The 24,978-nt window shown below is 72.3% G+C and carries 29 protein-coding genes and 4 tRNA genes; 13 read left to right on the top strand and 20 right to left on the bottom strand.

The genetic code is table 11. The features are described from left to right. The first annotated feature begins 100 nt into the window (after positions 1-100). Positions 101-1,189, top strand: a complete 1,089-nt coding sequence (locus tag ACFPCV_RS26655; protein ID WP_378059084.1) for a winged helix DNA-binding domain-containing protein — start codon at positions 101-103, stop codon at positions 1,187-1,189. 296 nt (positions 1,190-1,485) lie between these two features. On the opposite strand, the gene ACFPCV_RS26660 is transcribed toward ACFPCV_RS26655, so the two are convergent. Then, positions 1,486-1,638 carry a hypothetical protein gene (locus tag ACFPCV_RS26660; protein WP_378059085.1) on the bottom strand — a complete coding sequence of 51 codons (153 nt, stop codon included), beginning with the start codon at positions 1,636-1,638 and terminating at the stop codon, positions 1,486-1,488. Between ACFPCV_RS26660 and ACFPCV_RS26665 the strand changes: the two genes are divergently transcribed. The 6 genes from ACFPCV_RS26665 (at position 1,613) to ACFPCV_RS26690 (ending at position 4,695) form a co-directional block, all read left to right on the top strand. Further along, positions 1,613-1,685, top strand: a tRNA-Gly gene (locus tag ACFPCV_RS26665). The two genes, ACFPCV_RS26660 and ACFPCV_RS26665, sit on opposite strands and share 26 nt — an antisense overlap. Before the next feature lie 11 nt (positions 1,686-1,696). Beyond that, positions 1,697-1,823: transfer RNA gene (locus ACFPCV_RS26670), tRNA-OTHER, on the top strand. Positions 1,824-1,873: 50 nt separating this feature from the next. Then, a tRNA-Ser gene (locus ACFPCV_RS26675) sits at positions 1,874-1,962 on the top strand. A gap of 2 nt (positions 1,963-1,964) precedes the next feature. After that, a tRNA-His gene (locus tag ACFPCV_RS26680) sits at positions 1,965-2,041 on the top strand. Positions 2,042-2,159: 118 nt separating this feature from the next. Next, positions 2,160-4,319, top strand: a complete 2,160-nt coding sequence (locus ACFPCV_RS26685) for a hypothetical protein (RefSeq protein WP_378059086.1) — start codon at positions 2,160-2,162, stop codon at positions 4,317-4,319. A gap of 232 nt (positions 4,320-4,551) precedes the next feature. Further along, positions 4,552-4,695, top strand: a complete 144-nt coding sequence (locus ACFPCV_RS26690) for a DUF3159 domain-containing protein (RefSeq protein WP_378059087.1) — start codon at positions 4,552-4,554, stop codon at positions 4,693-4,695. A gap of 10 nt (positions 4,696-4,705) precedes the next feature. Here ACFPCV_RS26690 and ACFPCV_RS26695 read toward each other — a convergent pair whose 3' ends face one another. The 5 genes from ACFPCV_RS26695 to ACFPCV_RS26715 form a co-directional block, all read right to left on the bottom strand. Continuing rightward, entirely contained in the window at positions 4,706-5,002 is a 297-nt protein-coding gene (locus tag ACFPCV_RS26695) for a hypothetical protein (RefSeq protein ID WP_378059088.1), read from the bottom strand. A gap of 1,066 nt (positions 5,003-6,068) precedes the next feature. Continuing rightward, on the bottom strand, positions 6,069-6,545 hold the full coding sequence (locus ACFPCV_RS26700; RefSeq protein ID WP_378059089.1) for a hypothetical protein: 477 nt from the start codon (positions 6,543-6,545) through the stop codon (positions 6,069-6,071). Between the two features lie 77 nt (positions 6,546-6,622). Beyond that, positions 6,623-8,029 carry a type VII secretion-associated serine protease mycosin gene (mycP, locus tag ACFPCV_RS26705; RefSeq protein WP_378059090.1) on the bottom strand — a complete coding sequence of 469 codons (1,407 nt, stop codon included), beginning with the start codon at positions 8,027-8,029 and terminating at the stop codon, positions 6,623-6,625. A 157-nt stretch (positions 8,030-8,186) separates the two neighbouring features. Further along, positions 8,187-8,486 (bottom strand): MoaD/ThiS family protein, encoded by a 300-nt coding sequence (locus tag ACFPCV_RS26710; RefSeq protein WP_378059091.1) that lies wholly within the window; start codon positions 8,484-8,486, stop codon positions 8,187-8,189. Further along, the gene (locus tag ACFPCV_RS26715; RefSeq protein ID WP_378059092.1) at positions 8,483-9,595 is read right to left on the bottom strand and encodes a WD40/YVTN/BNR-like repeat-containing protein; all 1,113 of its coding nucleotides are present in this window, start codon (positions 9,593-9,595) and stop codon (positions 8,483-8,485) included. Before ACFPCV_RS26715 ends, ACFPCV_RS26710 begins: the two co-directional genes overlap by 4 nt. 133 nt (positions 9,596-9,728) lie before the next feature. Here ACFPCV_RS26715 and ACFPCV_RS26720 point away from each other — a divergent pair, with 133 nt between their 5' ends. Next, positions 9,729-9,893, top strand: a complete 165-nt coding sequence (locus tag ACFPCV_RS26720; RefSeq protein ID WP_378059093.1) for a hypothetical protein — start codon at positions 9,729-9,731, stop codon at positions 9,891-9,893. 71 nt (positions 9,894-9,964) lie between these two features. Here the strand turns inward: ACFPCV_RS26720 and ACFPCV_RS26725 are convergent, their stop codons facing one another. Further along, entirely contained in the window at positions 9,965-10,606 is a 642-nt protein-coding gene (locus tag ACFPCV_RS26725; protein WP_378059094.1) for a cutinase family protein, read from the bottom strand. Positions 10,607-10,709: 103 nt separating this feature from the next. On the opposite strand from ACFPCV_RS26725, the gene ACFPCV_RS26730 reads away from it, so the two are divergent. After that, on the top strand, positions 10,710-13,133 hold the full coding sequence (locus tag ACFPCV_RS26730) for an ATP-binding protein (RefSeq protein WP_378059095.1): 2,424 nt from the start codon (positions 10,710-10,712) through the stop codon (positions 13,131-13,133). Here the strand turns inward: ACFPCV_RS26730 and ACFPCV_RS26735 are convergent. Beyond that, positions 13,105-13,875: a cytochrome P450 family protein gene (locus ACFPCV_RS26735; RefSeq protein ID WP_378059096.1), complete on the bottom strand. Its 771-nt coding sequence runs from the start codon at positions 13,873-13,875 to the stop codon at positions 13,105-13,107. The two genes, ACFPCV_RS26730 and ACFPCV_RS26735, sit on opposite strands and share 29 nt — an antisense overlap. A gap of 134 nt (positions 13,876-14,009) precedes the next feature. Between ACFPCV_RS26735 and ACFPCV_RS26740 the strand changes: the two genes are divergently transcribed. Then, positions 14,010-14,165, top strand: a complete 156-nt coding sequence (locus tag ACFPCV_RS26740) for a hypothetical protein (RefSeq protein ID WP_378059097.1) — start codon at positions 14,010-14,012, stop codon at positions 14,163-14,165. Between the two features lie 52 nt (positions 14,166-14,217). Here ACFPCV_RS26740 and ACFPCV_RS26745 read toward each other — a convergent pair whose 3' ends face one another. Further along, the gene (locus ACFPCV_RS26745; protein ID WP_378059098.1) at positions 14,218-14,646 is read right to left on the bottom strand and encodes a hypothetical protein; all 429 of its coding nucleotides are present in this window, start codon (positions 14,644-14,646) and stop codon (positions 14,218-14,220) included. A 171-nt stretch (positions 14,647-14,817) separates the two neighbouring features. On the opposite strand from ACFPCV_RS26745, the gene ACFPCV_RS26750 reads away from it, so the two are divergent. Beyond that, the gene (locus tag ACFPCV_RS26750; protein WP_378059099.1) at positions 14,818-15,189 is read left to right on the top strand and encodes a YciI family protein; all 372 of its coding nucleotides are present in this window, start codon (positions 14,818-14,820) and stop codon (positions 15,187-15,189) included. Next, positions 15,186-16,457, top strand: a complete 1,272-nt coding sequence (locus ACFPCV_RS26755) for an RNA polymerase sigma factor (protein WP_378059100.1) — start codon at positions 15,186-15,188, stop codon at positions 16,455-16,457. The genes ACFPCV_RS26750 and ACFPCV_RS26755 overlap by 4 nt, the downstream gene beginning before the upstream one ends. Before the next feature lie 51 nt (positions 16,458-16,508). On the opposite strand, the gene ACFPCV_RS26760 is transcribed toward ACFPCV_RS26755, so the two are convergent. From ACFPCV_RS26760 to ACFPCV_RS26785, 6 genes are all read right to left on the bottom strand, one after another. Beyond that, entirely contained in the window at positions 16,509-16,994 is a 486-nt protein-coding gene (locus ACFPCV_RS26760) for a carboxymuconolactone decarboxylase family protein (RefSeq protein WP_378059102.1), read from the bottom strand. Positions 16,995-17,085: 91 nt separating this feature from the next. Further along, positions 17,086-17,466, bottom strand: a complete 381-nt coding sequence (locus tag ACFPCV_RS26765; RefSeq protein WP_378059103.1) for a hypothetical protein — start codon at positions 17,464-17,466, stop codon at positions 17,086-17,088. Between the two features lie 118 nt (positions 17,467-17,584). After that, complete coding sequence (locus ACFPCV_RS26770; protein WP_378059104.1) at positions 17,585-17,971, bottom strand: DoxX family protein; 387 nt, start codon at positions 17,969-17,971, stop codon at positions 17,585-17,587. Between the two features lie 153 nt (positions 17,972-18,124). Next, positions 18,125-18,877 carry a S1 family peptidase gene (locus ACFPCV_RS26775; protein ID WP_378059105.1) on the bottom strand — a complete coding sequence of 251 codons (753 nt, stop codon included), beginning with the start codon at positions 18,875-18,877 and terminating at the stop codon, positions 18,125-18,127. 409 nt (positions 18,878-19,286) lie between these two features. Continuing rightward, on the bottom strand, positions 19,287-19,742 hold the full coding sequence (locus ACFPCV_RS26780; protein ID WP_378059106.1) for a DUF6292 family protein: 456 nt from the start codon (positions 19,740-19,742) through the stop codon (positions 19,287-19,289). 78 nt (positions 19,743-19,820) lie between these two features. Continuing rightward, positions 19,821-20,264, bottom strand: a complete 444-nt coding sequence (locus tag ACFPCV_RS26785) for an Hsp20/alpha crystallin family protein (protein ID WP_378059107.1) — start codon at positions 20,262-20,264, stop codon at positions 19,821-19,823. A gap of 106 nt (positions 20,265-20,370) precedes the next feature. Here ACFPCV_RS26785 and ACFPCV_RS26790 point away from each other — a divergent pair, with 106 nt between their 5' ends. After that, positions 20,371-20,988, top strand: a complete 618-nt coding sequence (locus ACFPCV_RS26790) for an HSP18 transcriptional regulator (protein WP_378059108.1) — start codon at positions 20,371-20,373, stop codon at positions 20,986-20,988. Positions 20,989-20,995: 7 nt separating this feature from the next. On the opposite strand, the gene ACFPCV_RS26795 is transcribed toward ACFPCV_RS26790, so the two are convergent. The 5 genes from ACFPCV_RS26795 to ACFPCV_RS26815 form a co-directional block, all read right to left on the bottom strand. Beyond that, positions 20,996-21,619, bottom strand: a complete 624-nt coding sequence (locus tag ACFPCV_RS26795; RefSeq protein ID WP_378059354.1) for a TVP38/TMEM64 family protein — start codon at positions 21,617-21,619, stop codon at positions 20,996-20,998. 47 nt (positions 21,620-21,666) lie between these two features. Next, positions 21,667-22,254 (bottom strand): phosphatase PAP2 family protein, encoded by a 588-nt coding sequence (locus ACFPCV_RS26800; RefSeq protein WP_378059109.1) that lies wholly within the window; start codon positions 22,252-22,254, stop codon positions 21,667-21,669. A 170-nt stretch (positions 22,255-22,424) separates the two neighbouring features. Continuing rightward, a complete protein-coding gene (locus tag ACFPCV_RS26805) occupies positions 22,425-22,895 on the bottom strand; it encodes an SRPBCC family protein (RefSeq protein ID WP_378059110.1) in 471 nt (156 codons plus the stop codon). A 122-nt stretch (positions 22,896-23,017) separates the two neighbouring features. Continuing rightward, positions 23,018-23,545, bottom strand: a complete 528-nt coding sequence (locus tag ACFPCV_RS26810; RefSeq protein ID WP_378059111.1) for a hypothetical protein — start codon at positions 23,543-23,545, stop codon at positions 23,018-23,020. A 56-nt stretch (positions 23,546-23,601) separates the two neighbouring features. Further along, on the bottom strand, positions 23,602-24,960 hold the full coding sequence (locus ACFPCV_RS26815; RefSeq protein WP_378059112.1) for a cytochrome P450: 1,359 nt from the start codon (positions 24,958-24,960) through the stop codon (positions 23,602-23,604). Between the last annotated feature and the right edge of the window lie 18 nt (positions 24,961-24,978).

Raw genomic sequence — 24,978 nt, forward strand, 5'->3', positions numbered from 1 at the left:
GCCGCTGTCCCTGCGAGTGTTGCCGCATGCCAGTCAACGACAGCGCCCTACCCGCTGCCCTCGACGAACCAGAAGCCGAGCTGACCCCGGAGGCGCGACCGTGACCGTGCTGGACACCAGGGCGCTCAACCGCGCGACACTGGCGAGGCAGCTGCTGCTCGACCGTGCCGCCATGCCGGTCCGCGACGCCGTGGCGCACCTGTGCGGGCTGCAGGCACAGGAGCCGCAGGAACCGTTCACCGGGCTGTGGTCGCGCCTGCGCGCGTTCGACCCGACCGCGCTGTCGGACCTGCTGACCGGGCGGCGGGTGGTGCGGACCCACCTGATGCGCCGCACCGTCCACCTCCTCACCGCGGAGGACGTCCTCGCGTGGCGCGCCCGCCACGACCCGATGCTGCGCCAGCGGGTGCTGGCGACCTACCGCGGCGAGCTCACCGGGGTCGACCTCGACGAGCTCGCGGCGGCGGGCCGGGAGGTGATGGCCGACGGCGTGCCCCGGTCGATGCCCGAGCTGGCGCGGGCGCTCGCCGACCGCTGGCCGGAACCGGGTCCCCGGCCACTCGGCGAGCTGCTGGTCGCCGCGCTCATCCCGATGGTGCAGCTGCCCCCGCGCGGGCTGTGGCGCACCAAGGGCGGTGCGCGCAACCTGCCGCTCGCCGCGTGGCTTGGCCGCGAACCCGCACCGGCGGCCGAGGACGGCACCGACCCGGCAGGCGAGGCGCTGGTGCGGCGCTACCTGGCCGCGTCCGGGCCGGCCGCCACGGCCGACCTGCGTTCCTGGTCCGGTCTCGCCGGGCTCCCGGCCGCCGTGGCGGCGGTCCGCGACGAGCTGGTCTCCTTCCGCGACGAACGCGGCCGGGAGCTGCTCGACCTTCCCGACGCGCCGCGGCCCGACCCGGACACCCCCGCCCCGGCGCGGTTCCTGCCCGCGTTCGACAACGCGATCCTCGGCTACCACGACCGCACCAGGATCATCGACGACGCCCACCGCGGCCTGTCGGTCGCCGGTGCCCGCGTCGTCCTGGTCGACGGCCGCGTCGCCGCAACCTGGACCGTCGAGGACGGCACGGTGGTGATCACCCCGCTGCACCGGCTCGCCCGGTCCGACCGCGCGGCCGTGACAGGGGAGGGGCAGGCGCTGGCGTCGTTCCTCTCCGACGGCGACAGCGACGCCGTGCGCTGGACGTGACGTCATGCCCGGTCAGCGAGCAGGCGAACACTTGAACGTTCCTCGGCGGCGAATACCCCGGCTCTCGAATTGCCGCGATTTCGTTAACGGCGTTGACGGCCCACCGGGGTTCGGTCATGATTGTCCCGCCCGGAACGGTGGAAGGAAAAAGATGGCGAACCGAATGTGCAAGCGATCGGCGTGGTGCCCAGGCGGTACCGCGGTCGCGGGCGCACACCGGTCAGGGCGGCACGCCAGTGGCTCCGGCCAGACCTCGCGGTCGCACGGAGAGGGCTCCCCACCGTGACGTGATGACGTCACGCCAGGGGGCCGCCCGCCGGGAAACCGGCCAGGGCGGTTTTCTTTTTGCCGTGCGCGAATTCGGAATTGCTTGTTTGGTCGACAAACTCGACAGTGGAGCAGAACACCCCGCAAAGGGGTTTCGCGGCCGTGGTGAACTGGGCGGACACGCCGGTCTTCCAAACCGGAGAAGTGGGTTCGATGCCCACCGGCCGCTCGACACACCAAGGGTCGCTAGCTCAACTGGCAGAGCAGTCGGACGAGTAGCGCGTCCGCTCCCCGCGAACGCGGACATGGAGGCGCTTCCTACTCCCTGTTGATCGACAGGTTCGGGGTTCGAGTCCCCGGCGACCCACGGCCTCTGGCCGCCCCCGCCAGCCGGGTCGGTCGTCATGTGTACCGACAGGAGGATTGGCCGAGCAAGGTAAGGCAGCCGTCTCGAGAACGGCGGTCGGCGTGCGAACGTCGCGCAGGTTCGAATCCTGCATCCTCCGCTGTGGTCGAAGCCGAAGTAGACGAGGCGCCGGGTTGTGGACCCGGTCGAAGCCGGTGCGAGTCCGGTCGGCCACCCCAGCGCGCGTGGCCCGGCGGCCATCCGGGACTCATAGCCCCGGGACACCTGGATCGACACCAGGACGCGCGACCATTCTGCTCCACAGTGGAGTGTCCGAACAGTACGAAAGGAGGACCCGTGTTCGAGAAGCTGGTCATTCGGAAGACGCTGCGCGTGCCGGCGAGCACCGGCGCGGCCGGCGACGGCACGCCGGTGGCCCGGCAGCTCGACGCGGCACTGCTCGACGTCGGGTTCTCCGCGTCGCGGGCACTGCTCGCGCACGTCGGCGGGCTGGCCACCGGACCGGCGATGGACCTCGCGGCCACCGTCGTGTCCTCGGTGCGCGAGCTGGTCGGCGACCACGTCCGGCACAACGCGTACTTCATCGGCTTCCCCGACGACGTCCCGGACACCGTCGAGTTCTGGGTCGAGCGGCTGCGTGCCGCCGTGCTCGCGGGCGGCGGCGACGCCACCGGCGAGCAGCTCCGGGACGCGGTCACCTCGGGCTGGGTCGACCTGCTCACCCTGCCCGGCTACGGCACCTACCGGCACACCCACGCCGACCTGCTGGCCGCGCACGACGATCTGGTCGCCTCGGCAGGCGACCGGCTGACCGTGCTCCACCTCGGGGACACCGCCGAGGTGGAGGTGACGCGGCTGTACCTGGCCCTCGCGGGCAGCGCGGCGCCGCTCGGCGAGGACGACCTCGCGATCCTGTCCGAGCTCGCGGTCGCGTGCGCCGACGGCGCGCAGCCCGCCGCGATCCCGGTGCGGGAGAACCGGGCCGTGCTCAACGGGATCCGGCTCGTGCTCGGCGCACCGCTCGTCGCCGTGGACACCACGACCGACGTGCTGCGCCTCGCCTGCCAGGTGTCCGGCGGTGACGTCTCGCTGGCGACGCCGACGCGGTTCCGCGCGTTCCGGCGCAGGGAGCGGCGGATCATGCTGGCCGCACTGGACGCGGTCGTCGGCGCGAACCCGGGCAGGCTCGGCGACGTCGCGCGGTACGCCGAGCAGTGGAAGCGGCTCGGGGAGCGACTGCACCCGCACGAGTACGGCCGGTGGCCGCACGCTCAGGACGTGTTCGCGGTGGCGCGCGGGGAGCGCAGGGTGCGCAACCTCGCCGGCCGTGCCGAGGCGGCGGTCCGCGCCGGGGCGATCGCACCGGCCGCCGCGGTGCTGTCGGCCGCGCCGGGACTGCTCCTGCGGTCCGCGGACCGGCTGCTGCGGCTCGCGTCGCCCGCCGAGCGGGATCCGGTGGTCGACGCGGTCACCGGTGCGCTTGGCACGGCGTCGGGCCGGGTGCTCTGCTCGCTGCGGGAGCACGTCGGCAACCGGCTGGCACCCGCCTCGGCCCGGATGTACGTGAACCGTTCGCGGCGCGCGTGGGTCGGGCCGGACGAGCGCCCGCCGCTGCCGGCCGGGCTGGTGGCCGAGCTGTCGGCACGGCTGGACGCGGCGGTCGCGGCCAGGCTGCCGGAGTTCACGCACCCGGTGGTGGTGGACCCGGACGTGCTCGACGTCGCGCTGCCGTTGTCGGGCAAGGCGTCCGGTAGCGGGTTCGCGGTGCTGCCGAGGGGTTCGCGGGCGCCGGTGACCGGTGAGGTGCTGCGGTTCCTCACCTACTGGCGCCAGAGCGCGCGCCGCACCGACCACGACCTGTCCCTGCTGCTGCTCGACGAGGAGTTCCACACGGCCGGCCAGGTGTCCTGGACGAACTACCGCCACGGCGGCGTGGTGCACTCCGGTGACATCACCGCCGCCGCGGACGGCGCGACCGAGTTCATCGACGTGCCGCTGGACATCCCGGTGCAGTACGTGGTGCCGCAGGTGTACGTCTACGCGGGCGAGACGTTCGACGAGGTGGCGGAGTCGATGTTCGGGTACCAGACCCGTGATCGGGACCAGCGGGGCGCGCCGTTCGACGCGCGGACCGTGCGGTCGCGGTCGCGGCTGTCCGGCACGGGCCGGGTGGCGCTGCCGATGGTGTTCGCACGGCAGGAGCACGGCTGGCAGGCCGTGTGGCTGCACCTGTACCTGCGGGGCAGGCCCGCGTTCAACCGGGTGGAGGACAACACGTTCACCACGGCCGACCAGGTGCGGGCACTGGTGGAGCGGCGCTGCCTGACCGTGTCCTGGCTCCTCGACCGCGTGCGCACGCGGACCGAGGTGCGGACCTGGGACGGCACGCCACCGGCCGGGCCGGTGACGTTCGTCGGCATCGACGCCCCCGACGGCCTGCCGGCGGGCTCCACCGTGTACACCCTGGACCGGATCGGCGAGCTGATCCCGGCGTGACGACAACCGAGGCCATGCGGACGCTTCCTCCTCACCCCGTTCGATTCGGGACCCTCCGCCGTTGCGGGGGATCTGGTGCACCAGCGTCCGCGCTCTCCTCGCCTGCCGCGGTGCCGTCCTCCGGTGGCCCGCCCGCCGGGTGCCCTGAAAGGCGCGTTCAGGGCGCTCAGCGCCCTGAACGGACCATTCAGGGCGCTGCACGGCATCCGGGTGGTCCCTCGCCCCGTCGGCGATGGCGCCGTTCTACCTCGCCGGTCAGGACGTCGCGCTCGGCATCGCCGCCACACCGCTGGGCACCCCCGCCATCGCCCTGTGCGTCTACGTCAGCTGGCGGATCCTGCGCACCGGACCCGCTCCGGGAGCGAGCACGCCGTAGCAGCCACCGTCTACACAGGACATTTGGTCAGCACGGACGCGATCGCGTCGTGCTCGGCCCGGTCGACGGACAGGTTGTACTTCTTCTTGATCCGCACCCAGTGCGTCACGTAGCCGCACGGATCCTGGCTCGGCAGCCAGGCGGCCGGGTCCTCGTCGGACTTGGCGCCGTTGCTGGCCGCCGTGACCGCGACCAGGCCATCGACGTCGTTCGCGAAGGCCGTGCGCTGTGCGGGCGGCCAGTCCCCGGGCCGCTGGCGGCGCCCGTCCACCACCGGGCCGGACCGCGCCGCCTCCGCGAGGGGCACGATGTGATCGATCTCCAGGTCGCGGGGGGTCGTCGGTGGTGACGCCGTCGTACCTGCTGTGCCACGTGCCCGCGGTCGGCGCGCACCGCCCGTCGATCGTGACGCCCTGGCCTTGTTGGCGCAGCACGGTTTCCCGCGTCGTGCACTCGCCGTCGCGGGCCCAGCCGGTGAGCCAGTCGTCACGGTCGTAGTGCGCGCCGGTGTCCTCTGGCTGGATCTGCAGCTGCGCCAGCAACTCGCTCGCCGGGCCCACGGGTGCGGCGGGTGGGGCGGGTGCGGTGGACTCGGGAAGCGCCTGCCGCAGTTGCTCGCATCCGGACAGCAGGGCGGCGGCGGTCACAGCACAGACGGCGAACACGGTGGGGCGAGCTTTCACCTGGCCTCCAAGGGTCTCCGCCCCAAGTCTGCCGCAGGAACCCGGCGCGGTGGTGACGAGCGGTGCCGAGACGATTGCTTCCGCGTAGATCATGTGAAGTGGCTTTGGCGTAAGAACCCGTCATCAGGCCCGCCCCCCACACCCCTGCGGTCGCCCGAGACGGGGGTGGGGTCGATGCCGTGAAAGGCGCGTTCACGGCACAACCGGTGCCGTCAATGGCACATTGACGGCGTTGAGCGCCGTGAATGGCCCATTGACGGCATCCCGAATGCCGTGAACGCGCCTTTCACAGCACCAAAGCCTGGGCTCTCCGCGCCCAGGCCCGCGAAGCGGGACCCGCACAGCAAGCCCGGCACAAGCAAGCCCGGCACAACGGACCGCGAAGCGGGGCCCAGCCTTGCGCAACCCTGACGGTGGCGCAAGCCCACCCCATAGGGGCTCCCTGCCATCCCGTCGACCTGGCGTAGCCCGATCACGCCGTGTCAAGGGGGGCCAAACACCCGAATCACAACATGCGGAAAGGCCCCCTTGACGCGGTGTGATAGCCCCTGGGAGGTCGACGGGATGGCAGGCAGACCCGAACCCAACCGCAGCCAAACAACCCCTCCGCCACCCCCGAGACCTGCCCGTCCGGCGAGGACAAACACACAACACCAACCGGAACACGACGACCGACCGCCCACCCAGACTTCACGGAATCATCCAGGTGCCCGCCATGACCGCTCGCGGTTTCGTGGCCGCGGCGTAGGCACGGGTGGTTTCCACGGAAAGCCCGATGGCGAGGAGCCCGAGCACGCCGTGGTACCAGCGCCAGCCGATCCCGACGTCGAGGAAGCCGTCCAGGACCATGATTCCCGCGCCCCCCGCGACGGACACCAGCATCCCGGCGAGCACGACCAGCAGCGCCGTTCTCGGGACCCTGCGCCCCAACGGTGTCACGGTGGCGAGCGCGAGCCACGCACCCAGCACACCGGACGCGACCGCGGACCACTGCGCGGTCGCCGCGTCCAGGAAGTAGCTTTCGCTCTCGGCGGCGGACACCGGCGGCCCGCCGGGGAACCCGAGCCGGTCCTGTACGGCGAGGACGGCCTTGCCCGCCGCGTAGGCGAGGAACAGCGCTGCCAGGCCCAAGGCAGGCCAGCGCCTCCGATGATCGTCAGCAACCACGCTCGTGACGATAGGGACCGCGCACCGGGACAGCCCTCCCCACAGCGGGGAAACGCCTCCCCCGCAGGAGGGACCGGTCAGGTCGGACGGCGGTTGCGGCGGACCGTGTGGACCACGAACAGTGTCAGCAACAGCAACCCGAAGCCGGTCGCCGTGCCGATGACCGCGACCTGCGCCGGACCCCAGTCGCGCTCGTAGGGTGGCGGCATCTCGAACGGCACCGCCGCCGCCTCGTCCGGCGGGATGTTCTCCTCCGCGGGGATGAACGCGGTCAGCGCGGCGATCGGGTCGATCATCCCGTGGCCGACGCGGATGTCGCGGCCGCCGGTCGCCGCCGGGTGCGCGGCCGTGGCCTTGATCCGGTGCATCACCTGCCGCGCGTCGAGGTCCTCGAAGCGTTCGCGGACCAGCGCGGCGAGCCCCGCGACATACGGTGCGGCGAAGCTCGTGCCCTGGATCGGCGCCTGCTTGCCCTCCTTGTCGAAGGTCTGGTTCGCGAGCTGGCCGGGGTTGGCGGGGTCGAGCGAGACGATGTCCGTGCCGGGCGCGGCGACCGACACCCACGGGCCCTGGATGGAGAATTCGGCGGGCTCACCGGCCTCCGTCATCGCGCCGACCGACAGCACGTGGTCGGAGAACCAGGGCGGCAGCACGATCTGGCTGGGGTTCCTCGGGTCGGCACCGTTCTGGTCCGGGCAGTTGCCCTCACCCACGTTGCCCGCCGACGCGACCACGACGACGTCGCGTTCCTCGACCGCGTAGCGCAGCGCCGCCTGGAGCGCGACCTCGTCCGGCTGGATCCGCGCCTTGCTCGCGGGCCGGCAGTTGTTCACCGACATGTTCATCACGGTGACGTCGTCGGTGTCGGCGGCCCGGACGACGGCCTTCGCGAGCGTCCCCAGGCTGCCCGCGCCACGCCGGCTGTTCGTGGCGGGATCGGTGTACTGGTAGTTGGCGCTGGTCTGCCGGATGCTCACGATCCGCGCGGCGGGCGCGATGCCGCGGAACCCGATGGCGTCGTCGGCCGGGTCGGCGGCGATGATGCCGGCCACCGCGGTGCCGTGCCCGTCGCAGTCCTCCAGGCCGTCGCCGTCGCGGACCACGTAGTCGCCGCCGCCCTCCAGCCGCCCGCCGAAGTAGGCGTGGTCGGACACGCCGGTGTCGATCACCGCCACCTTCTGGCCTGCGCCGGTCGCGAACGTCGGCAGTTCGGTGAACCGCAACAGGTCCTGGCCCCACGGTTTGTACTCGAGCGGTTCGGTGGAGGGCAGCGAGGAGACGCAGTTGGTCTCCCGCACGAACTCCTCGTCCGGTTGCCCGTCGTCCACCGGCACCTCGGCCCCGGCGGGCAACGGCGGCGGCGCCGCCATGCTGTCCTCCTCGCCGGGCGGCGGCTGCGCACCGGCGGCGCCGGGCACCACACCCAGCGCGGCGACGGCACACGCGAACACCGCGACCCATCGGACTCCGGTGACCGGGACCATGCGCGAACTCCCCCAGGAGATTACGAGTGGCAGCGACCCATCATAGGTGGGTTGGCCTGGTCACCGCCGCCGCGACCGCCGCGGCCCGTGGGAGAGCACCAACCAAGGCGCCGGCCAGGCACCCGCTTGCTGGCCGGTGCCTGTTCGGGGCGCGAGGTCAGCCGCCTGCCATCGCGCCCACCACCAGGAAGGGTTCCGAGCCGTCTGCCACCCGGGTGGGCAGTGGCTTGCCGGGGGGCTCGTGGGAAAGGTCCTGTTCGCAGGCGAAGTAGCGGACGAACGCCCGTCTGCGGCCGGTCGTGGTGTCGCGGATGGTGCCGCGCAGCACGGGGTGGCGGGCCTCCAGCGCATCGAGCACCGTGTCCGTGGTGACCTCGGCAGGCAGGTCCAGGCGCACCTCGCCGTCCACGCCCGCGAGCCGCCGTAGGTGGGTGGGCAGTTTGACCCGCACGGTCACAACGTCTGCACCTCCACCGAGAGCACGGGCGGCAGGTCGCTCACGATCGGCGACCACGTGCCGCCCGCGTCGGGGGAGCAGTAGACCTGGCCGCCGGTGGTGCCGAAGTAGATTCCGCAGTCGTCGAGGGTGTCGACGGCCATGGCGTCCCGCAGGACGTTGACGTAGCAGTGTTCCTGCGGCAGGCCCGTGGTCAGCGGCTCCCACTCGTCGCCGCCGGTGCGCGAGCGGTACACGCGCAGGCGGCCCTCCGGCGGGTAGTGCTCGGAGTCGCTGGTGATCGGGACGACGTAGACCGTCTCCGGCTCGTGGGCGTGGACCGCGATCGGGAACCCGAAGTCGCTCGGCAGGTCGCCGCTGATCTCCCGCCAGTTCTCCCCGGCGTCGTCGGAGCGCATGACGTCCCAGTGTTTCTGCATGAACAGCGTGTCCGGCCGCGACGGGTGCGTCGCGAGGCGGTGCACGCAGTGGCCGACCTCGGCGTCCGGGTCGGGGATGCCGTCGGAGACGAGACCGCGGTTGATCGCCTTCCACGTCCTGGCGCCGTCGTCGGTGCGGAACGCGCCGGCCGCCGAGATCGCGGCGAACAGCCGCTGCGGGTCGGTCGGGTGCTGCATGATCGTGTGCAGGCACAACCCGCCCGCGCCCGGCTGCCAGGTCGGGCCGGTGCCGTGCTCGCGGAGACCGGGCAGTTCGTGCCAGTTCGCGCCGCCGTCGGTGGTGCGGAAGAGCCCCGCGTCCTCGATGCCCGCGTACACCAGGTCCGGGTCCGTCAGCGACGGCTCCAGGTGCCACACCCGCTTGAACTCCCATGGCACCTGGCTGCCGTCGTAGTACTGGTGCGTGCCGGGGTCGCTGTCGTAGGCGAAGTCCTTGCCCACCGGCTGCCACGACACCCCACCGTCGTCGGAGCGCTGGATGAGCTGACCGAACCACGCCGTGGACTGCGACGCGTACAACCGGTCAGGTGCCGCGGGAGAACCCGCGACGTGGTAGACCTCCCAGCCGCCGAAGTGCGGACCGGTCACCGTCCACTTCGCGCGGGTTCCGTCCGAGGCCAGCACGAAGGCACCCTTGCGGGTGCCGACGAGCACGCGTACGCCGGTCATCGATACCTCCTCGTGGTCGTCTCCCCGACCACGGGACAGTGTGACACCGGCCACCGACAATTCCTGGCGGTCGACCGTGGCCCGGACCGTCACCCGTTTGAGTGAGCTTCGGGGCGGGTAGTCCTTGGGGGACATGAACGGCGAAGAGGAGGAGTTCACCATGGCCAGGCCGGCACGACGGGGCAGCAACGCCGCGGGTTCGATTGCCGCCACCGTCAAGAGCGTGCTCACTCTGCCTTTCCGGGTTCTCGGCGACCTGTTCGGCGGCCGTCGCCGCCGCACGGCGCGTACCCGCTAGCTGTCACGACGAAGGTGCGTGGCCTGGACGGCCACGCACCTTCGTCGTGTTTCTCCACCCCCGTGGAGCGCCTACCGGGGGATGAACACCCCGTTGAACCACTGCCCGTTGCCGTCGTTGGAGTAGTGGTCGACGTTGAAGCTGTAGTTCATGTGGTTGTGCGGGTAGCCGAGCCAGCCGGAGGCCGCCGTGCTGTCGCAGATCACGTCGTCGGTGCAGATGGTCACCGTGGGGACGTTGCCGAAGAAGTTGTCCGCGCCGGCGAGCGGTGCGCCGATGATCCCGGAGTACCACTGCCCGGCGAGACCCGCGGCGCCAGGACCTGCCGCGCGCTTCGGGTCGGCGATCAGCACCGCGTTCACGTTGCCGAACGTCTGCCAGTTCTCGGTGACCCAGATGTGCACGACCGCGGCGCCCTCGGAGAACCCGATGGCCTTGGCGTGCTGGCCGGGGCACAGCCGCCGCTGGTCGCGGATCAGCCGGTTCAGTTCGTTGACGCCCTCCCGCGCGCTCTGGCTGTTGAGCGCGGCCGAGTAGCCGACCCGCTGGCTGACGTTGCCGGTGAAGATGCTCGACGTCGGGTCGTTCATCCCGCCGACGACGATCGTGTACGTGCCACCGCACGGTGCCGCCTGTGCGGTGGCACCGGTGGCCACCGACAGTCCGGCGGCCATCAGCAGGCCGGTCAGCAGCACCGCTAGCTTTCTCCTCATCGAGCCTCCACTCGTTTCCGGTGTCGCTGGGTAGCGCATCATGATCGGAGGGTGAGCGCCAGGAGTGCCCGCCAAGTCTGGAAAGTCTGGAACGGGGTGAACGATGTCCGGCGACGCGGCCGACGCCGAACCCATCAGGACGTCCGCCGACCTCGGCCGCGCGCTGAAGCGCTGGGCGCGGCGCCGTCCGGAAGGACAGGTCAAGGTCGCCGCGCTCGCCAGGCAACTCAACGTCTCCCAGAGCACCCTCTACGCCTACCTCGCCGGCACGACCCTGCCGCCGGTCGAGGTGCTGGACGACCTGCTGACCGCGCTCGGGGTGCCCGCCGCCGAGCGGCGCCGCCTCGCCACCGCACGGGACGTGCTGCGCCGTCGCCGGGAGCCGGAGCGCCGCACCCCGAACGAGCTGCCCGCCGACCCGGCCGGGTTCACCGGCCGCGAGCCGGAGCTGGCCGCGTTGAGCGCGGTGCTCGCCGGTCCCGGCGACGGTGGCGTGCCGGTCCGGCTGTCCACGATCTCCGGTCCGGCCGGGGTCGGCAAGACCGCGCTCGTCGTGCACTGGGGGCACCGCGTCGTGGAGCTGTTCCCCGACGGCTGCCTCTACGTCGACCTCCACGGGTACTCCCCGCTCGAACCGAGGCGCCCGGCGGACGTGCTGGCCGGTTTCCTGCGTGGCCTCGGCGTCGAGGACGCGGGCATCCCGGACGACGAGCACGAACGCGCGGCCCGGTTCCGCAGCGTCGTGTCCGGCAGGCGGCTGCTCGTGGTGCTGGACAACGCGGTCGACGTCGACCAGGTGCGGCCGCTCCTGCCGGGCAGCCCGACCTGTTTCGCCGTGACCACCAGCCGCGCCGACCTCGCCGGGCTCCAGGTCGAACCCGGTGCCCGGCAGTTCGAGCTGCGCCCGCTGCGGGCCGACGACGGGCTGGCGCTGCTGCGGGCGCACATCGGTGTGCGCGTCGAGGAGTCCGAGGAGTCGGCGGCCGCCGCGCGGCGGCTGGCGCGGCACTGCGGCGGGCTGCCGCTCGCACTGCGCATCGTGGCCGCGCAGGCCGTGCGCCGCGAACAGCCGCTGCCCGAGCTGGTCGCGGAGCTGACCGAGCAGGGGACCGGCCTGTTCGACGTCGGCGACCCGGCGACCGCCATCGGCACGGTGTTCTCCTGGTCCCTGCGCCACCTGGGCGGGCACGTCGCGGACTTCTGGCTGTTCGGGGCCCACCCGGCCAGGGCCATCGACTCCTACGCCGCGGCCGCGCTGCTCGGCACCGACCTGCGTGCCGCACGCGGCCGCGTCGAGCGGCTCGTGCGGGCCCACCTGGTGCGGCGGTTGGCCGACGGGCGGTTCGACATGCACGACCTGGTGCGCACCTACGCCAGCGAACGCGCGGCGGAGGAACTGTCCGTGCCGGACCGCGACGCCGCCGTCGCACGGCTCGTCGGCTACCTCACCTCGGCCGCGACCAGGGCGATGAACGTGCTGCACCCGAACGACGCGGACACCGGGGAGCCGGAGGGCGGCGAGGTGGCCCTGCCGCCGCTCACCGACCCGGTCCAGGCGCGAACGTGGCTCGACGCCGAGTGGCACAACCTGCTCGCCGTGCTCGCGTTCACCGCGGACCGGGGCTGGGCAGTCCCGGCCGGTGACCTGGCCTCGGTGCTGCGGCGGCGCCTCGACCAGGGCGGCAGGCACGACGACGCGCTCGTCGTGCTCGGGCACGCGCTCCACGCGAGCAGGCTCGCAGGCGACGACGCGGCGGAGGGCGCCGCGCTCTACGACCTCGGGGTGGCGCACCAGCGGCTCGGGCGGCACGAGGAGGCGATGCGCCTCCAGCGTCAGGCACTGGCGATCTGCCGCGCGGGCAGCGACCGCAACGCCGAAGCGGGCGCGCTCAACAACCTCGGCAACCTCTACGAGCGGCTCGGCCGCTACGCAGAGGCGATCGACCACTACGAGCAGGCGCTCGTGCTGGTGCGCGAACTGGATCTGCGGGTCGGCAGGGCGACGCTGTTGACCAACCTCGGTGTCGTCCACACCAGGCTCGGCGACCACGAGCGGGCGTTGCGTGACTGCACCGAGGCCCTGGCCGTCTTCCGGGAGGCGGGCGACAGCGGCGGCACGGCACGGACGCTGGGCAACCTCGGCGAGGTGCACCGCCTCGCGGGCCGCGTCGAGGACGCGATCGGCTGCTACGAGGAGGCGCTGCGCACGGCGGAGTCGATCGGCGCGCACGGCATCGTGACCGAGGTGCTGAACCACCTCGGCGCCGCCCACCTGGCGACGGGTTCGCCCGCGCCGGCGTGCTCGTGGCACACCGACGCGCTCACGATGGCGCGTGCCACCGGCGACCGGTACGAGGAGGCGCGGGCACTGGAAGGCATCGGCTGCGTCCGGTACGCCACCGGTGGCACCGCCCACGCCGTGGCGTCGTGGCGGGCGGCGCTGGCGCTGTACCGGCAGATGGGCCTGCGGGAAGCGGACCGGGTGGCGGCCCTGCTGGCTACCGGGAACGGCGAGCCCCGGCGCTGATCGTCCACATCGGACATTCGAGCAGGGTTTCGACGACCCCCTCGGCGATGGCGACCGCGTGGTCGCGGCCGGGGCACTCGTGCGGGCCCGCGCCGAACGGGAGTCGGCGCGCCGCGAGGTCGACGGTCACGACCGCGCCGGTGCCGGTGTCGAGTCTGCGGGTGGTGCGCACGGGCGGAGCCAGCCGGAGTGTCCTCGCCACGAGCGCGTCCGCGGGCAGGCCGGGTGCGCGTGGCAGGGTCCGCGCGACGTTGCCGATGAGGCAGGCGGTGGCGGTGTGGGCCTGGACGAGCACCCCGATCCTGGCCGCCGTCGACTCGTCCGGCACCCCGCCGAAGACGGTGACGAGGTGCGCGACCGCGTTGTCGGCCTGCGCGTCGGCGGAGTCGCCACCGGGTTGGTAGGCCGCGGCCGCCGCCGCGACGTGGTGGACCGGCACCGGCGGCATGTCCAGTGCCTCGGCCAGGACCTCGACCGGAACGACCGGTGCCACCTGTGCCAGCACGTCGACCGGGTGCCCGCTGTCGAACACGGCACGGGTCGCCGCCGCGGCGGCCGCGCGCAGCGCGGTGACGTCTGCGCGGGCCAGCATGCCGGTGACGTGCAGGCGGCGGCGCTGGTGTGCCTGCCCGTCGGCGAACCGCGCGACCGTTCCACGCAGCCAGCGAATCCCGTCCCGGGGACCACCGTCGGGCACCGGGGGCATGGTGAAGGCCGGGTCGGTCAGCGCGGATGCCGTCATGCCGGCACCGTATGACCGGATCCGTTCGGCCGTCGCCGAACCGAAACGCCGGTACTCGCGGAGTCAGCCATCTGGTGTCGCCGCGCCGTGGCTTGGGTACTCCTGCTTCGAACATGGCGGAAGGAGAAGCAGACATGCCGTGGGTCAGCAGACATCGCCGCCGGGTGCCGTACGGGTTGTTCCGCACCACGACGGTCCGCAGCCACTACCGCAGGCGTCCCGGTGGGGTGCCGATCGTCGGCATCGTCATCGCCGTGCTCGTGATCCTGGTGCTCATCGCCCTGTTCTGACGTTCCGGGGGCCGGGAGCGGCGGTTCGTCCCCGCTCCCGGCCCCCGGAACGTCAGACGCGGGTCATGGTGGACGGGTAGCCGCCCCCGCCCGGGTACACCCACTCGCCGGTGACCGAGTCGCCGTCGGCGCTGAACGTGCCCCGGAAGTAGGCCGGGCTGCCCTTCGCCCCACCCCAGATGGTCAGCGTGTCGTCGGTCAGCTCGTAGACGTAGTCCAGCGTGTTGCCGGTCGAGTCGTAGAAACGGGACACCACGTCCGTGCCCGCCGGCTCGCCGAACGGGCGCAGGTTGCCGATCACCTCCATGCCGGTGACCGGCTGCCCGAACTGGCTGAGCTCCACGTGCTGGAGCAGGAAGAACCCGCCGGGCATCCATCCGTAGCGCACCGTGCCCGCCGCGCCGCCGGTCACCGTCCAGGTGCCGACGAGCCGGTCGAGAGCTCGCAGGCCGGCGCTCGGCCGGGTGGTGGTCTCGGTCATCTCGTCCTCCTCGGGTTGCTTGCCTTGCGCCGGTACCTCGGAGCCGCCGCACCCTTCTCGACACCCGCTTTCGTGATCCGGGTCACAGGTGAACCGTGTCGAGATCGGCGGGCAGGTGACGTGGTCACCTGCGTACCGTTGCTCGGGCCCGATCGAGGAAGAGGCACCACCGTGAAGTACCTGCTGCTTGGCTACACCCCGGCCGCCGCGTGGGACGCGGACACCGCGGACGCCCCGTCCGAGGAGGCGCTGGCCGCGTTCGCCACCTACCAGGAGTTCGAGAAGGAACTCACCGAGACCGGCGAGTTCGTCACCAGCATGGGGCTCGGCCATCCCGCGGTCAGCACGACCGTCCACCGGTCCGAGACGGGCGTGGTGGCCACCGACGGGCCCTTCGCCGAGCTCAAGGAGGTACTGGCGAGCTTCGCGGTGATCGACGTGGCGAGCCACGAGCGCGCCGTCGAGATCGCCGCGCGCATCGTCGACGCGCTGGGGGAGCCGGTCGAGATCCGCCCGGTCATGGGCGACGACTTCACCGCGTGAGCGGCGCGGTGGTGGTCGAGCACCTGCTGCGCACCGAGGCGCCGCAGGTGCTCGGCGCGCTGGTGCGGCGGTTCGGCCGCTTCGACATCGCCGAGGACGCGGTGCAGGAGGCGCTGCTCGCCGCGAGCCGCACCTGGCCCGGCACCGGTGTGCCGGAGAACCCGCGCGGCTGGCTGATCCGCATCGGCTACCGCAAGATGGTCGACCTGCTCCGCGCCGACCAGGCCCGTCGCAGGCGCGAGCAGGAGGCGGGCCTTGCCGAGGTCGCCATGCACGAACCGGGCCGCCACGCGGGCCCGCCACCGGAGACCGACGACAGCCTCACACTCCTGCTGCTCTGCTGTCATCCCGCGCTCAGCACCACCTCCCAGGTGGCGCTCACGCTGCGCGCGGTCGGCGGCCTGACCACCGCCGAGATCGCCCACGCCCACGGGACGCCCGAGAACACCATGGGCACCAGGATCAGCCGTGCCAAACAACAACTGGCGCGCGCGGGCGCCCGGTTCACACCACCGGCCGACGCCGACCGGGACAGCAGGCTGGCCGCCGTCACACAGGTGCTGTACCTGATCTTCAACGAGGGCTACACCACCAGCGCGGGCGACGAGCTCACCCGTGTCGACCTGACGCGCGAGGCGATCCGGCTGACCCGCATGCTCCGCGACACCCTGCCTGCCACCGGCGCGGCGACCGCCGAGGTGACCGGCCTGCTCGCGCTGATGCTGCTCACCGAGTCCCGGCACGCGGCCCGCACGGGCGACGACGGCGAACTGGTGCCGCTGGCGGAACAGGACCGCTCGCGCTGGGACCCGGACCTCGTCCGCGAGGGCACCGAGCTGATCGACAGCGTCTGGCACCGCGGTGCGATCGGCCGGTACCAGCTGCAGGCCGCGATCGCGGCGGTGCACGCCACCGCACCGGCACCCGACCGGACGGACTGGCCGCAGATCGCCGCGTTGTACCTGTGGCTCGAACGGCTCGCCCCCACCGCGCCGGTCCGGCTCAGCCGCGTCGTCGCGGTGGCCAAGGCCTACGGCCCAGCGCGGGGGCTGGTGCTGCTGGACGAGTTCAACCAGCGCCACCACCTCGACCAGGAACCCCTTACCCGCCAACGGGAACGCGCCGTCCGTGCCCACCTGCTCCAGCAGACCGGCGACACCGCGGCCGCGGCCGCCGCCTACCGTGAGGCGGCCGCCCTCACCGGAAACCACGTCGAACGGCGCTACCTGGCGGACCGGGCCGACCACCTCGGCCCGGCAACGCCGTGAGCCCGGCCCGGGATCACCGATCCTGGGCCGGGCGCACCACGTTGCCGCCGGTCAGTCCCGCATGGCGGCGAACATGCCCGCCTCGTAGGAACCGCCCTTCTGGTGCACGATGACCGCGAGCCGGTTGGCGGCGTTGATCAGCGCGACCAGTGCGACCAGCGCGACGGTCTGGTCGTCGTCGTAGTGCTCGCGCACCTGGGCCCAGGTCTCGTCGGACACGCCGGTGGCGGCGTCGGCCAGCCGGGTGCCTTCCTCCGCGAGCGCCAGCGCGGCCTGCTCGGCCTCGGTGAACACGGTCGACTCGCGCCACGCGGCGACCAGGTTGAGCCGGACCGGGGACTCGCCCGCGGCCAGCGCCTCCTTGGTGTGCATGTCGATGCACCAGCCGCAGCCGTTGATCTGGCTTGCGCGCAGGCTCACCAGCTCCCGGGTGGCCCTGGGCAGTGCCGAGTGCTCGACCACCAGGCCCGTGTTGGCGAACCGCTTGGCGAGCTTGACGCCGGTCTCGTTGGCGAACAGGTCGATCCGGGCAGCCATGATGTCGTCCTCCCTCGTGTGGTGCAGTGGACGAACACCAGATGCCGGTCACCCGCTCCGTGTGACAGCGCGGTGGTGTGACGCCTGCTACTCAGCGCGGCGGGTTCGACTCGACGCCGTTGAGCAGGTCCCGCACCTCGGAGAGCTTGGTGGGCCAGCGCCGCACGACGGTCCGCCACGCCGCCCACAGCGAAACCCCCTGCGCCAGCACGAGAATGGGTGCCTCCCGCCACGGGCTCGCCACGACCGTGCCGACCCGGTCCGGTGTCCCCGGCGCCGGTGGCCCGCCGGGGAGGAAGTCGACGATCATCGCGCCGGGCGTGCCGGCCAGGTCGTCGACCAGGCCCCGCATGGCGAGGTGGTACCCGCGCAGCTGGTGGCGCGCCGTGAGCGCGGTCGGCATCTGGCAGGCCGGGAACGCGGCGTTGTAGGCGGCGACCGACGCGAATCGGTGGAGTTCGGGGGCGACCACACGAGGACGCTACCGCACCACGCGGGCCGGAGCCGGACGCCGACCCGCTACCTCGCCGCCCCGGTTTCGCCACTGCCGCGGCGGCCCAGGGGCTCGGCCACACCACGGTTGCGTGCGGTCAGCCGGTGAAGGACTCGGGACCGAACCGGCCCCACGCCACGAAAACGGCCAGTGCGAGGTAGACCAGGTCCACGAGCATCAACTTGGTCTCGTGCCGCCGCAGGCGGACGACCGCCGCGCCTGCCATGATCAGCGCGAGGCCGGTGGCGGCCAGCGGCACCAGCACCGGCGCGACGCCGAGCACGGCGGGCAGGATCAGCCCGGCCGCACCGAGGACCTCGAACGCGCCGATGGTCTTCACGGTGCCGCCGCCGAAGTCCTCGACCCACCGGCCGCTCGGGCCGAAGGCCGCGATCCTCTCCTTCGGGACGGTCAGCTTGCCGATGCCGCCGAACAGGTAGGCGGTGGCGAGCAGTCCGGTGACGATCCACAGCGCGAGGTTCATGGCGTGTGCTCCCTCGATGTCGTTGGCGGTTCTCGGGCGAGCACGAGATGCCGACGACCCGGCCCCTGTGACAGCGCGGCCGCATGACGTGGGTCACGAACGGGAGCGCGGCGCGTGGCCGCCCCGGGAAGGGACGGCCACGCGACCACTCGGTTACAGCGCTCCGGTGTACTGGGTGATCCAGCTCCGGAAGTACGGCACGTCGACGTAGATCGACGGTTCCCGGGCGCACGTGGAGCCGCCGCCGGAGCGGCTGGTGGCGCCGACCAGCTGCCAGGCACCGCCGACCCGCTTGACCTCCGGGCCGCCGGAGTCGCCGTAGCAGGCACCGCGGGAGTTGTTCGGGTTGTCGGTGCAGATCTCACTCGCCGCGCGGATGCCGGCGCACTCCCTGTCGCTGACGATCGAGGTGTTCAGCTCCTGCAGGGTGACCGGCGCCCCGCCACAACCCGGGGTCGGGCAGGTCTGGCCCCAGCCGATGATCCGGGTCTGGGTGCCGACCGGGCCGGACGTGCTCGCGATGGCGACCGGCGCCTGGCGGACCGACGTCGACAGCTGGAGCAGTGCCAGGTCGGCGGTCGGGTGCGCGACTCGCCTCGCCACCCTGGCCACGGTGCCGCCACTGGTGCGGTTGGTGGTGCCGATCCGGACCTGGTACGGGGTGCCGCAGTGCGCGGCGGTGACCACCCAGTTGGCCTTGATCAGCGAACCGCCGCAGGAGTGGCCACCCGAGCTGCTCTGCAGGGAAGCCATGAACGAGTAGGTCTCCGTCGCGTTGCCGCCGCCGACGATGAACGGGGTGACGTCGCCGGACGTCGTCGCGCTCGCCGTGCCGGGGAGGCTGAGTCCGGCGATCGCGGTGGCTGCCACCGCCACCAGGTTCACGAGCAGGGTTCGTGTCCTCATGGTGCGATATCTCCTTCGCTGGGCCCGGGGCCCTCGACCCGGGTACACCAAAATTAGGGGCGGCTCGACCACGCGTGACACCTCCGATCGGAGGTGCGTGTCACCAGTAGTTCCGGCCAGTTCTGGGACGATCAATCACCGCGCGGCACCGGCGGGCGGCCGTCGCGTCCGCTTCGGACGAGCGCGGGCCCGCGCCGTCGAGCCCGTGGGCTCGACGCGATGGACATCGGGATGCTGGGCCGGTCGAGGGGGCGCCGTTCGTGCTCGTGCTGGGCGGGGGCAGGCCGGTCTCGGGTGCCCGGATCGTCGGCGCGCTGTGGGACGACCCGCCGCAGTCGGCGAAACCGCGGCTCCACAACGTCGTCAGCAGGTTGTGCCGGGGGAACTGGCGCCGGACGAACGCCTGCGCCTACCGCCGTTCGTGCGCGCGGACGTGACCGGCGTGCCGGTCACGTAGAACGGTGTCGAGGTCGTCGAGCCCCGAGGCCGGGCGGAGGTCCGCGGGTTCGATGGTGCCGACGCGGTGGTCGTCCGCGCGCAGTGCCGCGACGAACCTCGCGACCTGCTCCGGTGGCGGCACGACGCTGCCACCGAGGTGGCGGATGACGACGAGTTCGCGGGACCGGTGGGTCTCGATCGCGGCGGACCAGCCGCGGACCTCGTCCCACAGCAGCGCGGTGTCGTGGCCGGGGTAGCCGGGAAGGTGCTCGTCGAGCGCGACGTAGGCCGAGACGGGGGTGTCGTGGTCGACGGTGCATGACTCGAGCCCGATGCCGAGCGCGGTCGTGACGTCGGCGAGGTATGCCCGCAGCGCGGTGAGGGCGGGGTGGGGATGACCTGTCGGGATGTCGAGCGATGCGGTCACGGGACGGTGCCACCTTTCTCTTGCACAACATCGTTCCGGGAGGCCCGGCACGCGGCCGGACCTCCCGGAGTGCGGCCCTCAGGCCTGGATCTCTTTCCGGTCCCTGTTTGCGCCGGTGATCGCGATCCGCCGGGGCTTGGCCTTCTCCGCGACGGGAATGCGCAGCGTCAGCACGCCCGCCTCGTAGCCGGCGGCGATGTGGTCGGTGTCGAGGGTGTCGCCGAGGAACAGCTGGCGGGAGAAGACACCGAGCGGCCGCTCCGAGACCTGCATCTGCACGTCGTCGCCGCCGGGGAGCGGCCTGCGCTCCGCCTTGACGGTCAGGACGTTGCGTTCGATGTCGACCTCGATCGCGTCGGGGTCGACACCGGGCAGGTCGAAGGAGACGACGAACTCGCCGCCCGCACGGTAGGCGTCCATCGGCATGGTGGCCGGCTTGGACCAGGTTCCGGGGGACGCGGCGCCGAGCACCTGCTGGGCGAACCGGTCCAGCTCACGGAACGGGTCGGTGCGCATCAACATCGGGATCCACCTCCTGGTTCGACATTCACTGTGGTGTCAACACGCACTTCTGTTCTACCATGTCGTCGAAACGATGACAACCTCCAAGTCGTCGATGGGATGACAGATGGACGCGACCCCAGCGCGCACCATGCAGGACGTGCACGACGTGGTGCTGGCGGCCAGAACCGGCGCCGTGGCGCCGGAGCGGCTGATCGAGGCACTGACGGCGTTGCGCGTGCTGCGTGACGAGCTCGGCACGTGGGAACCGGAACTGATCGCCGCCGCCCGAGCGGGCGGGACCAGCTGGGGTGCGCTCGCGCCCGCTCTCGGCGTGGCGAGCAGACAGGCCGCCGAACGGCGGTTCCTGCGGCTGCAGCCGTCCGCCACCGGGGAGCGGACCGGGGAGGCACGGGTCGACGCCGAACGCGACCGGCGAGCGGGCGACCGGGCGGTGGCCGACTGGGCCCGGCGCAACGCCGCGGTGCTGCGCGGCCTCGCGGGCCAGGTCAGCGCACTGGACGGGCTGAGCACGGCGGCACGGCACTCCGCCGACCGCGTCGGGGTCGCGCTGGGTGACAACGACGTGACCTCCCTGCTGCCGCACCTGGCCGCCGTCCGTGCGCACCTGAACGGCGAGCACGCCGGCCTGGCAGGCAGGCTCGACGCGATCAGCGAGCACACCGAGCAGGTGCGCAGGGAAGCGGCGGGGAAACGACGCGTGCGCAACCCGGACCCGGAATGACCGGCCGTCAGGCGACCGCGTGCCGCCGGATCGCGAACCACAGCCCGGTCGCACCGGCGAGCCCGCACACCGCGAACACGGCGAGCAGCGTCGGTGAGGTGCCGCCGGTGAGCGTGTCACCCAGCAGTACCACCGCCATCGTGCCGGGCACACTGCCCGCCATGGTGCCCGCCAGGTACGGCCAGGTCCGCACCGAGGACAGGCCGCACGCGTAGTTCGTCGGCAGGAACGGGATGACGGGGATCATCCGCAGCGACGCGACCGCGAGCCAGCCGCCCCCGGTCAGCCGCTCGTCGACCTTGCGGACGGGGGCCCGGTCCAGGTGACGTGCCACGATCCGCCTGCCTGCCGACCTGGCCAGCGCGAAGCTCAGCAGCCCGCTGACCGCGGTCGCCACCAGCGCGACGGTGATCCCCGCGACCGGGCCGAGCAGCAGCCCCGACGCGAGGGAGAACACGGTGCGCGGGATCGGGACGAGCGTGGCCACGACGTAGGCGAGGAACATCAGCGCCGGGGCCGTCGCACCCGCGCCTCCGGCCCACGTCCGCAGCCGCACCGGGTCGGGTACGGGCAGCGCGAACGCGGCGACGACCAGCGCCGCGACCACAACTACGGTCAGCACCGTACCCATTCGCGGCACACGCCGAGTCTATCCGGACGCTGAGCACCCTTCGCAGGTCACCGCCCGCGGTCCGGTCGGGTCCGCCGGGAGCGGACCAGCCCGCGCACCGCGAGGACGGCGAACACCGCGAAGAAGGCGCCGCCGACGACGTCGGTGACGTAGTGGTACCCGAGCCCGACCATCCCGGCGGCGGCACAGGCCAGCAGCACGACACCGACGACGGCGGTGACCACCCGCGCCCGCCCGTCGACCAGCACGGCCACCACGACGAGCGTCGCGACCATGCTGACCGTGTGCCCGCTGGGGTAGACCAGCGTGTCGCCCTTCCACCGGTCGAACAACGGCTTCAGCACCCAGGTGTTGACGGCGACGGCGACCGCCGGGCCGAGCACCACGAACAGCGCGTCCCCCGGCCGGGCCGCGCGCAGGCACCACAGCGCCACCGCCGCGAGCACCGGAAGCAGCACGTACGGCTCGGTCGGCAGCACCAGCGCACGCAGCACCCCGTGCGGCCACCCGTCGACCGCGGACCACGCGGCGTCGTCGAGATCGCTCGGCACCCGCTCACCGGCGTGGACGAGCCCGAGCACGAGCGCGAACAGCACGCAGGCGGCGGCGGTGATTCCCTGCTGCCGGACACGCATGGGCGAACCCTAACCACGGCACACCCGCGCAGGGTGCGCCGGTGCCGTGAAAGGCGGGCGGTACAACGAGTGCCGTGAATGGGCCTTTCAGGGCGCCCAGCGCCCTGAACGCGCCTTTCAGGGCGTTGCCACGCCAGTCAACGCGCCTTCACGGCACCAAAGCCCGTGCGCTACGCGCTCGGGCCCGCGAAGTAGTCGCGGACCGCGTTGATCTGGTTGGCCATCATGCCGAAGATCGCCTCGACGACCTCGGGGGCCGCGTCGTCGGCGACCTGGATGTCGCGGGTCCACTCCATGTAGGAGCGGGTGGGGTCGTTGGTCACTGCCCGGACGCGGTAGGTCGCGACGTAGTCCATGATGCACAGCGCACGCGCGACGGTCCGGTAGGTGACGGAACGCTCGACCTCGTTGCGGCCCGCGATCTGCTGCTGGACCAGGTCGTGACCGGGAAGCAGCGAGAAGTTGTACCGCGAGGGCACCACCTCCACCCTGCCGCCATCGACCCATTCCACGCTCTCCGCCATGTCGGCGAAGACGATCTTCACGAGCTTCATGACGTCGCGGACCTCGGCCCAGACCGTGTCCGGGTCGGCGTCGAGCACGGTCGAGTGGTGCAACTTGTACCTCGGCTTCACATCCACTGTGTCTCCTTGCCGACTCCGGATCGCGTCCTTCGCAGGCTAGGCAGCGGCGACGTCCTTGCGGAACATCCGAACGTGCGCTCTGTTCCGGCCCGGCCCGGCACTGTGGACCGCGGTGCCGGTCAGCGGCCGTCGGGCACCGCGTGACCCAGTGCGACCGCCTCCGCCAGGTCGGCGCGCCGACCGGTGCGTTCGAAGCGGTGGAACAGCGCGGCGGCGAGCCGGTGCGCGCCGGAAGCGGTCGGCTGCTCCAGCAACTCCTGCCGGAACAGTGAGATCGCGCGCTCCAGGTGGCCTGGACCGCCGGTCCGTTCGTACTCACGCATCAGCGCGAGGCCGCGGTCGTGCGGCGAGGCGAGCCCGAACAGCTCCCGCACCTCCGGCGGCACCAGCCGGGGGTCGACCGTGTGCAGCTTCGTGTACAGGGCCCGCGCGATCCGCAGGTCGACCTCGGCGTGCTCGGGTGGCAGCGCCTGGTACCGGCACAGGTGCAGCGCCGCGACCCGTGCGAGACCGCCCGCGTCCGGCTCGCCGAGCGCCGCGAGCTCCGTGACCAGTGCGAGGGCGTGTTCGTCGAGCACCGCCGAGGAGTCCCCGGCCGCGTGCCGGGCGATGCGGGCGTCGAGCTCCGCGAGGAGCCGCTCCTTCATGGCCGGCCGCCTGCGGGTCGGTGTGTCGCGAGGGCTGCCGTCCACGCCGGGCTGTCTCAGGAGGCGGACCGGCCGCGGGGTACGAGGCGGACGCGGACCGGCTTCTCCGGCCCCAGCGTCAGCAGTGGCCGGGGGGCGACCGGTTCCTGTGACTCCAGCTCGATGCGGTACCGCCGCAGTGTGCTCGCGAGCACGAGCAGCATCTCGGTCATCGCGAACTGGTTGCCGATGCACAGGTGCGGGCCGGAGCCGAATGGGAGGTAGGCGCTGCGGTCGCGTTTCGCGACCTCCTCGGTGGTGAACCGGTCCGGGCGGAACTCCTCCGGGTCGTCCCAGAACTCGGGGTGCCGGTGCGCGTGGTACGGGCTGAAGAAGATGTCCGTGCCCTCGGGGATCCGGTACCCGCCGATCTCGTCCTCCTGCAGCGCGCGCCGCGACGCGAGCCACTGCTGCGGGTACAGCCGCTGCACCTCGTCGAGCACCGACCGGGTGTAGGTCAGCTTGCTGCAGTCGGCGAGGGTCGGTTCCCCGCCGTCGAGCTCGTCGTCGATCTCACGCAGAACCCGTTGCTGGACCTCGGGATGGGCACCGAGCCGGTACCACGTCCAGGTGAGCACGTTAGCGCCCGTCTCGTGGCCGGCCCACAACATGATCATGACCTGGTCGCGCAGCTGCTCGTCGGTCAGGCGGGCGCCGGTCTCCTCGTCCTCCGTCATGATCAGCAGCGACAGCAGGTCACCCCGGTCCACCTGGTCGGTCAGGTGCTGGGTGATCACGTAGTCGATGATCTCCTCGACGATCGTGCGGCTCGCCCAGTAGCGCCGGTGCCCGGCCGTCGGCACGGACAGCGGCAGCAGCGGGAACTGCATCCACGCGCTGAGCTCGTGGTCGATGGTGTCGATGGCGGTGGCGAACCGGTCGCAGATCTCGCCTTCCTCCAACGCGAACAGCGCCCGCGCGACCACCCGCAACGTCAGGCTGCGCATCTCCGGCGCGGTGTCGATGACCTCGCCCGCGGCCGCCATCTCGTCCCAGCGTTCGAGGCGGGTGCGGATCACGGCCTGCATGTGCTCGGCCATGGAGGCGACGCGCTGGTAGTGGAACGAGGGCTGCATCATCCGCCGCATCGACCGCCACTCCTCGCCGCCCTCGACGGTGGCGAGGCCGCGGCCGAACAGGGTGCGGGACATCTTGTACGGCATGGAACTGCGGTCGTAGGTCCCCGACTTCTGTTGCAGCACCCGCCGGATGTGGTGGGGGTGGCGCAGCAGGACGACCCGGTTGGTGGCCAGGCGGAACGACGCGACGTCGCCGTAGGTGTCCAGCACGTTGGTGAGGAACGCCAGTGGCGCCTTCTGGTAGGTCAGCATCGTGCGGACGAAGTTCGCCGGTCCGGGGGGAGTGGAAAGCGGCACGGCAGATCATCCTGCCAG

Source organism: Actinophytocola glycyrrhizae (genome assembly GCF_042653545.1).
GTDB classification, from domain to species: domain Bacteria; phylum Actinomycetota; class Actinomycetes; order Mycobacteriales; family Pseudonocardiaceae; genus Actinophytocola; species Actinophytocola glycyrrhizae.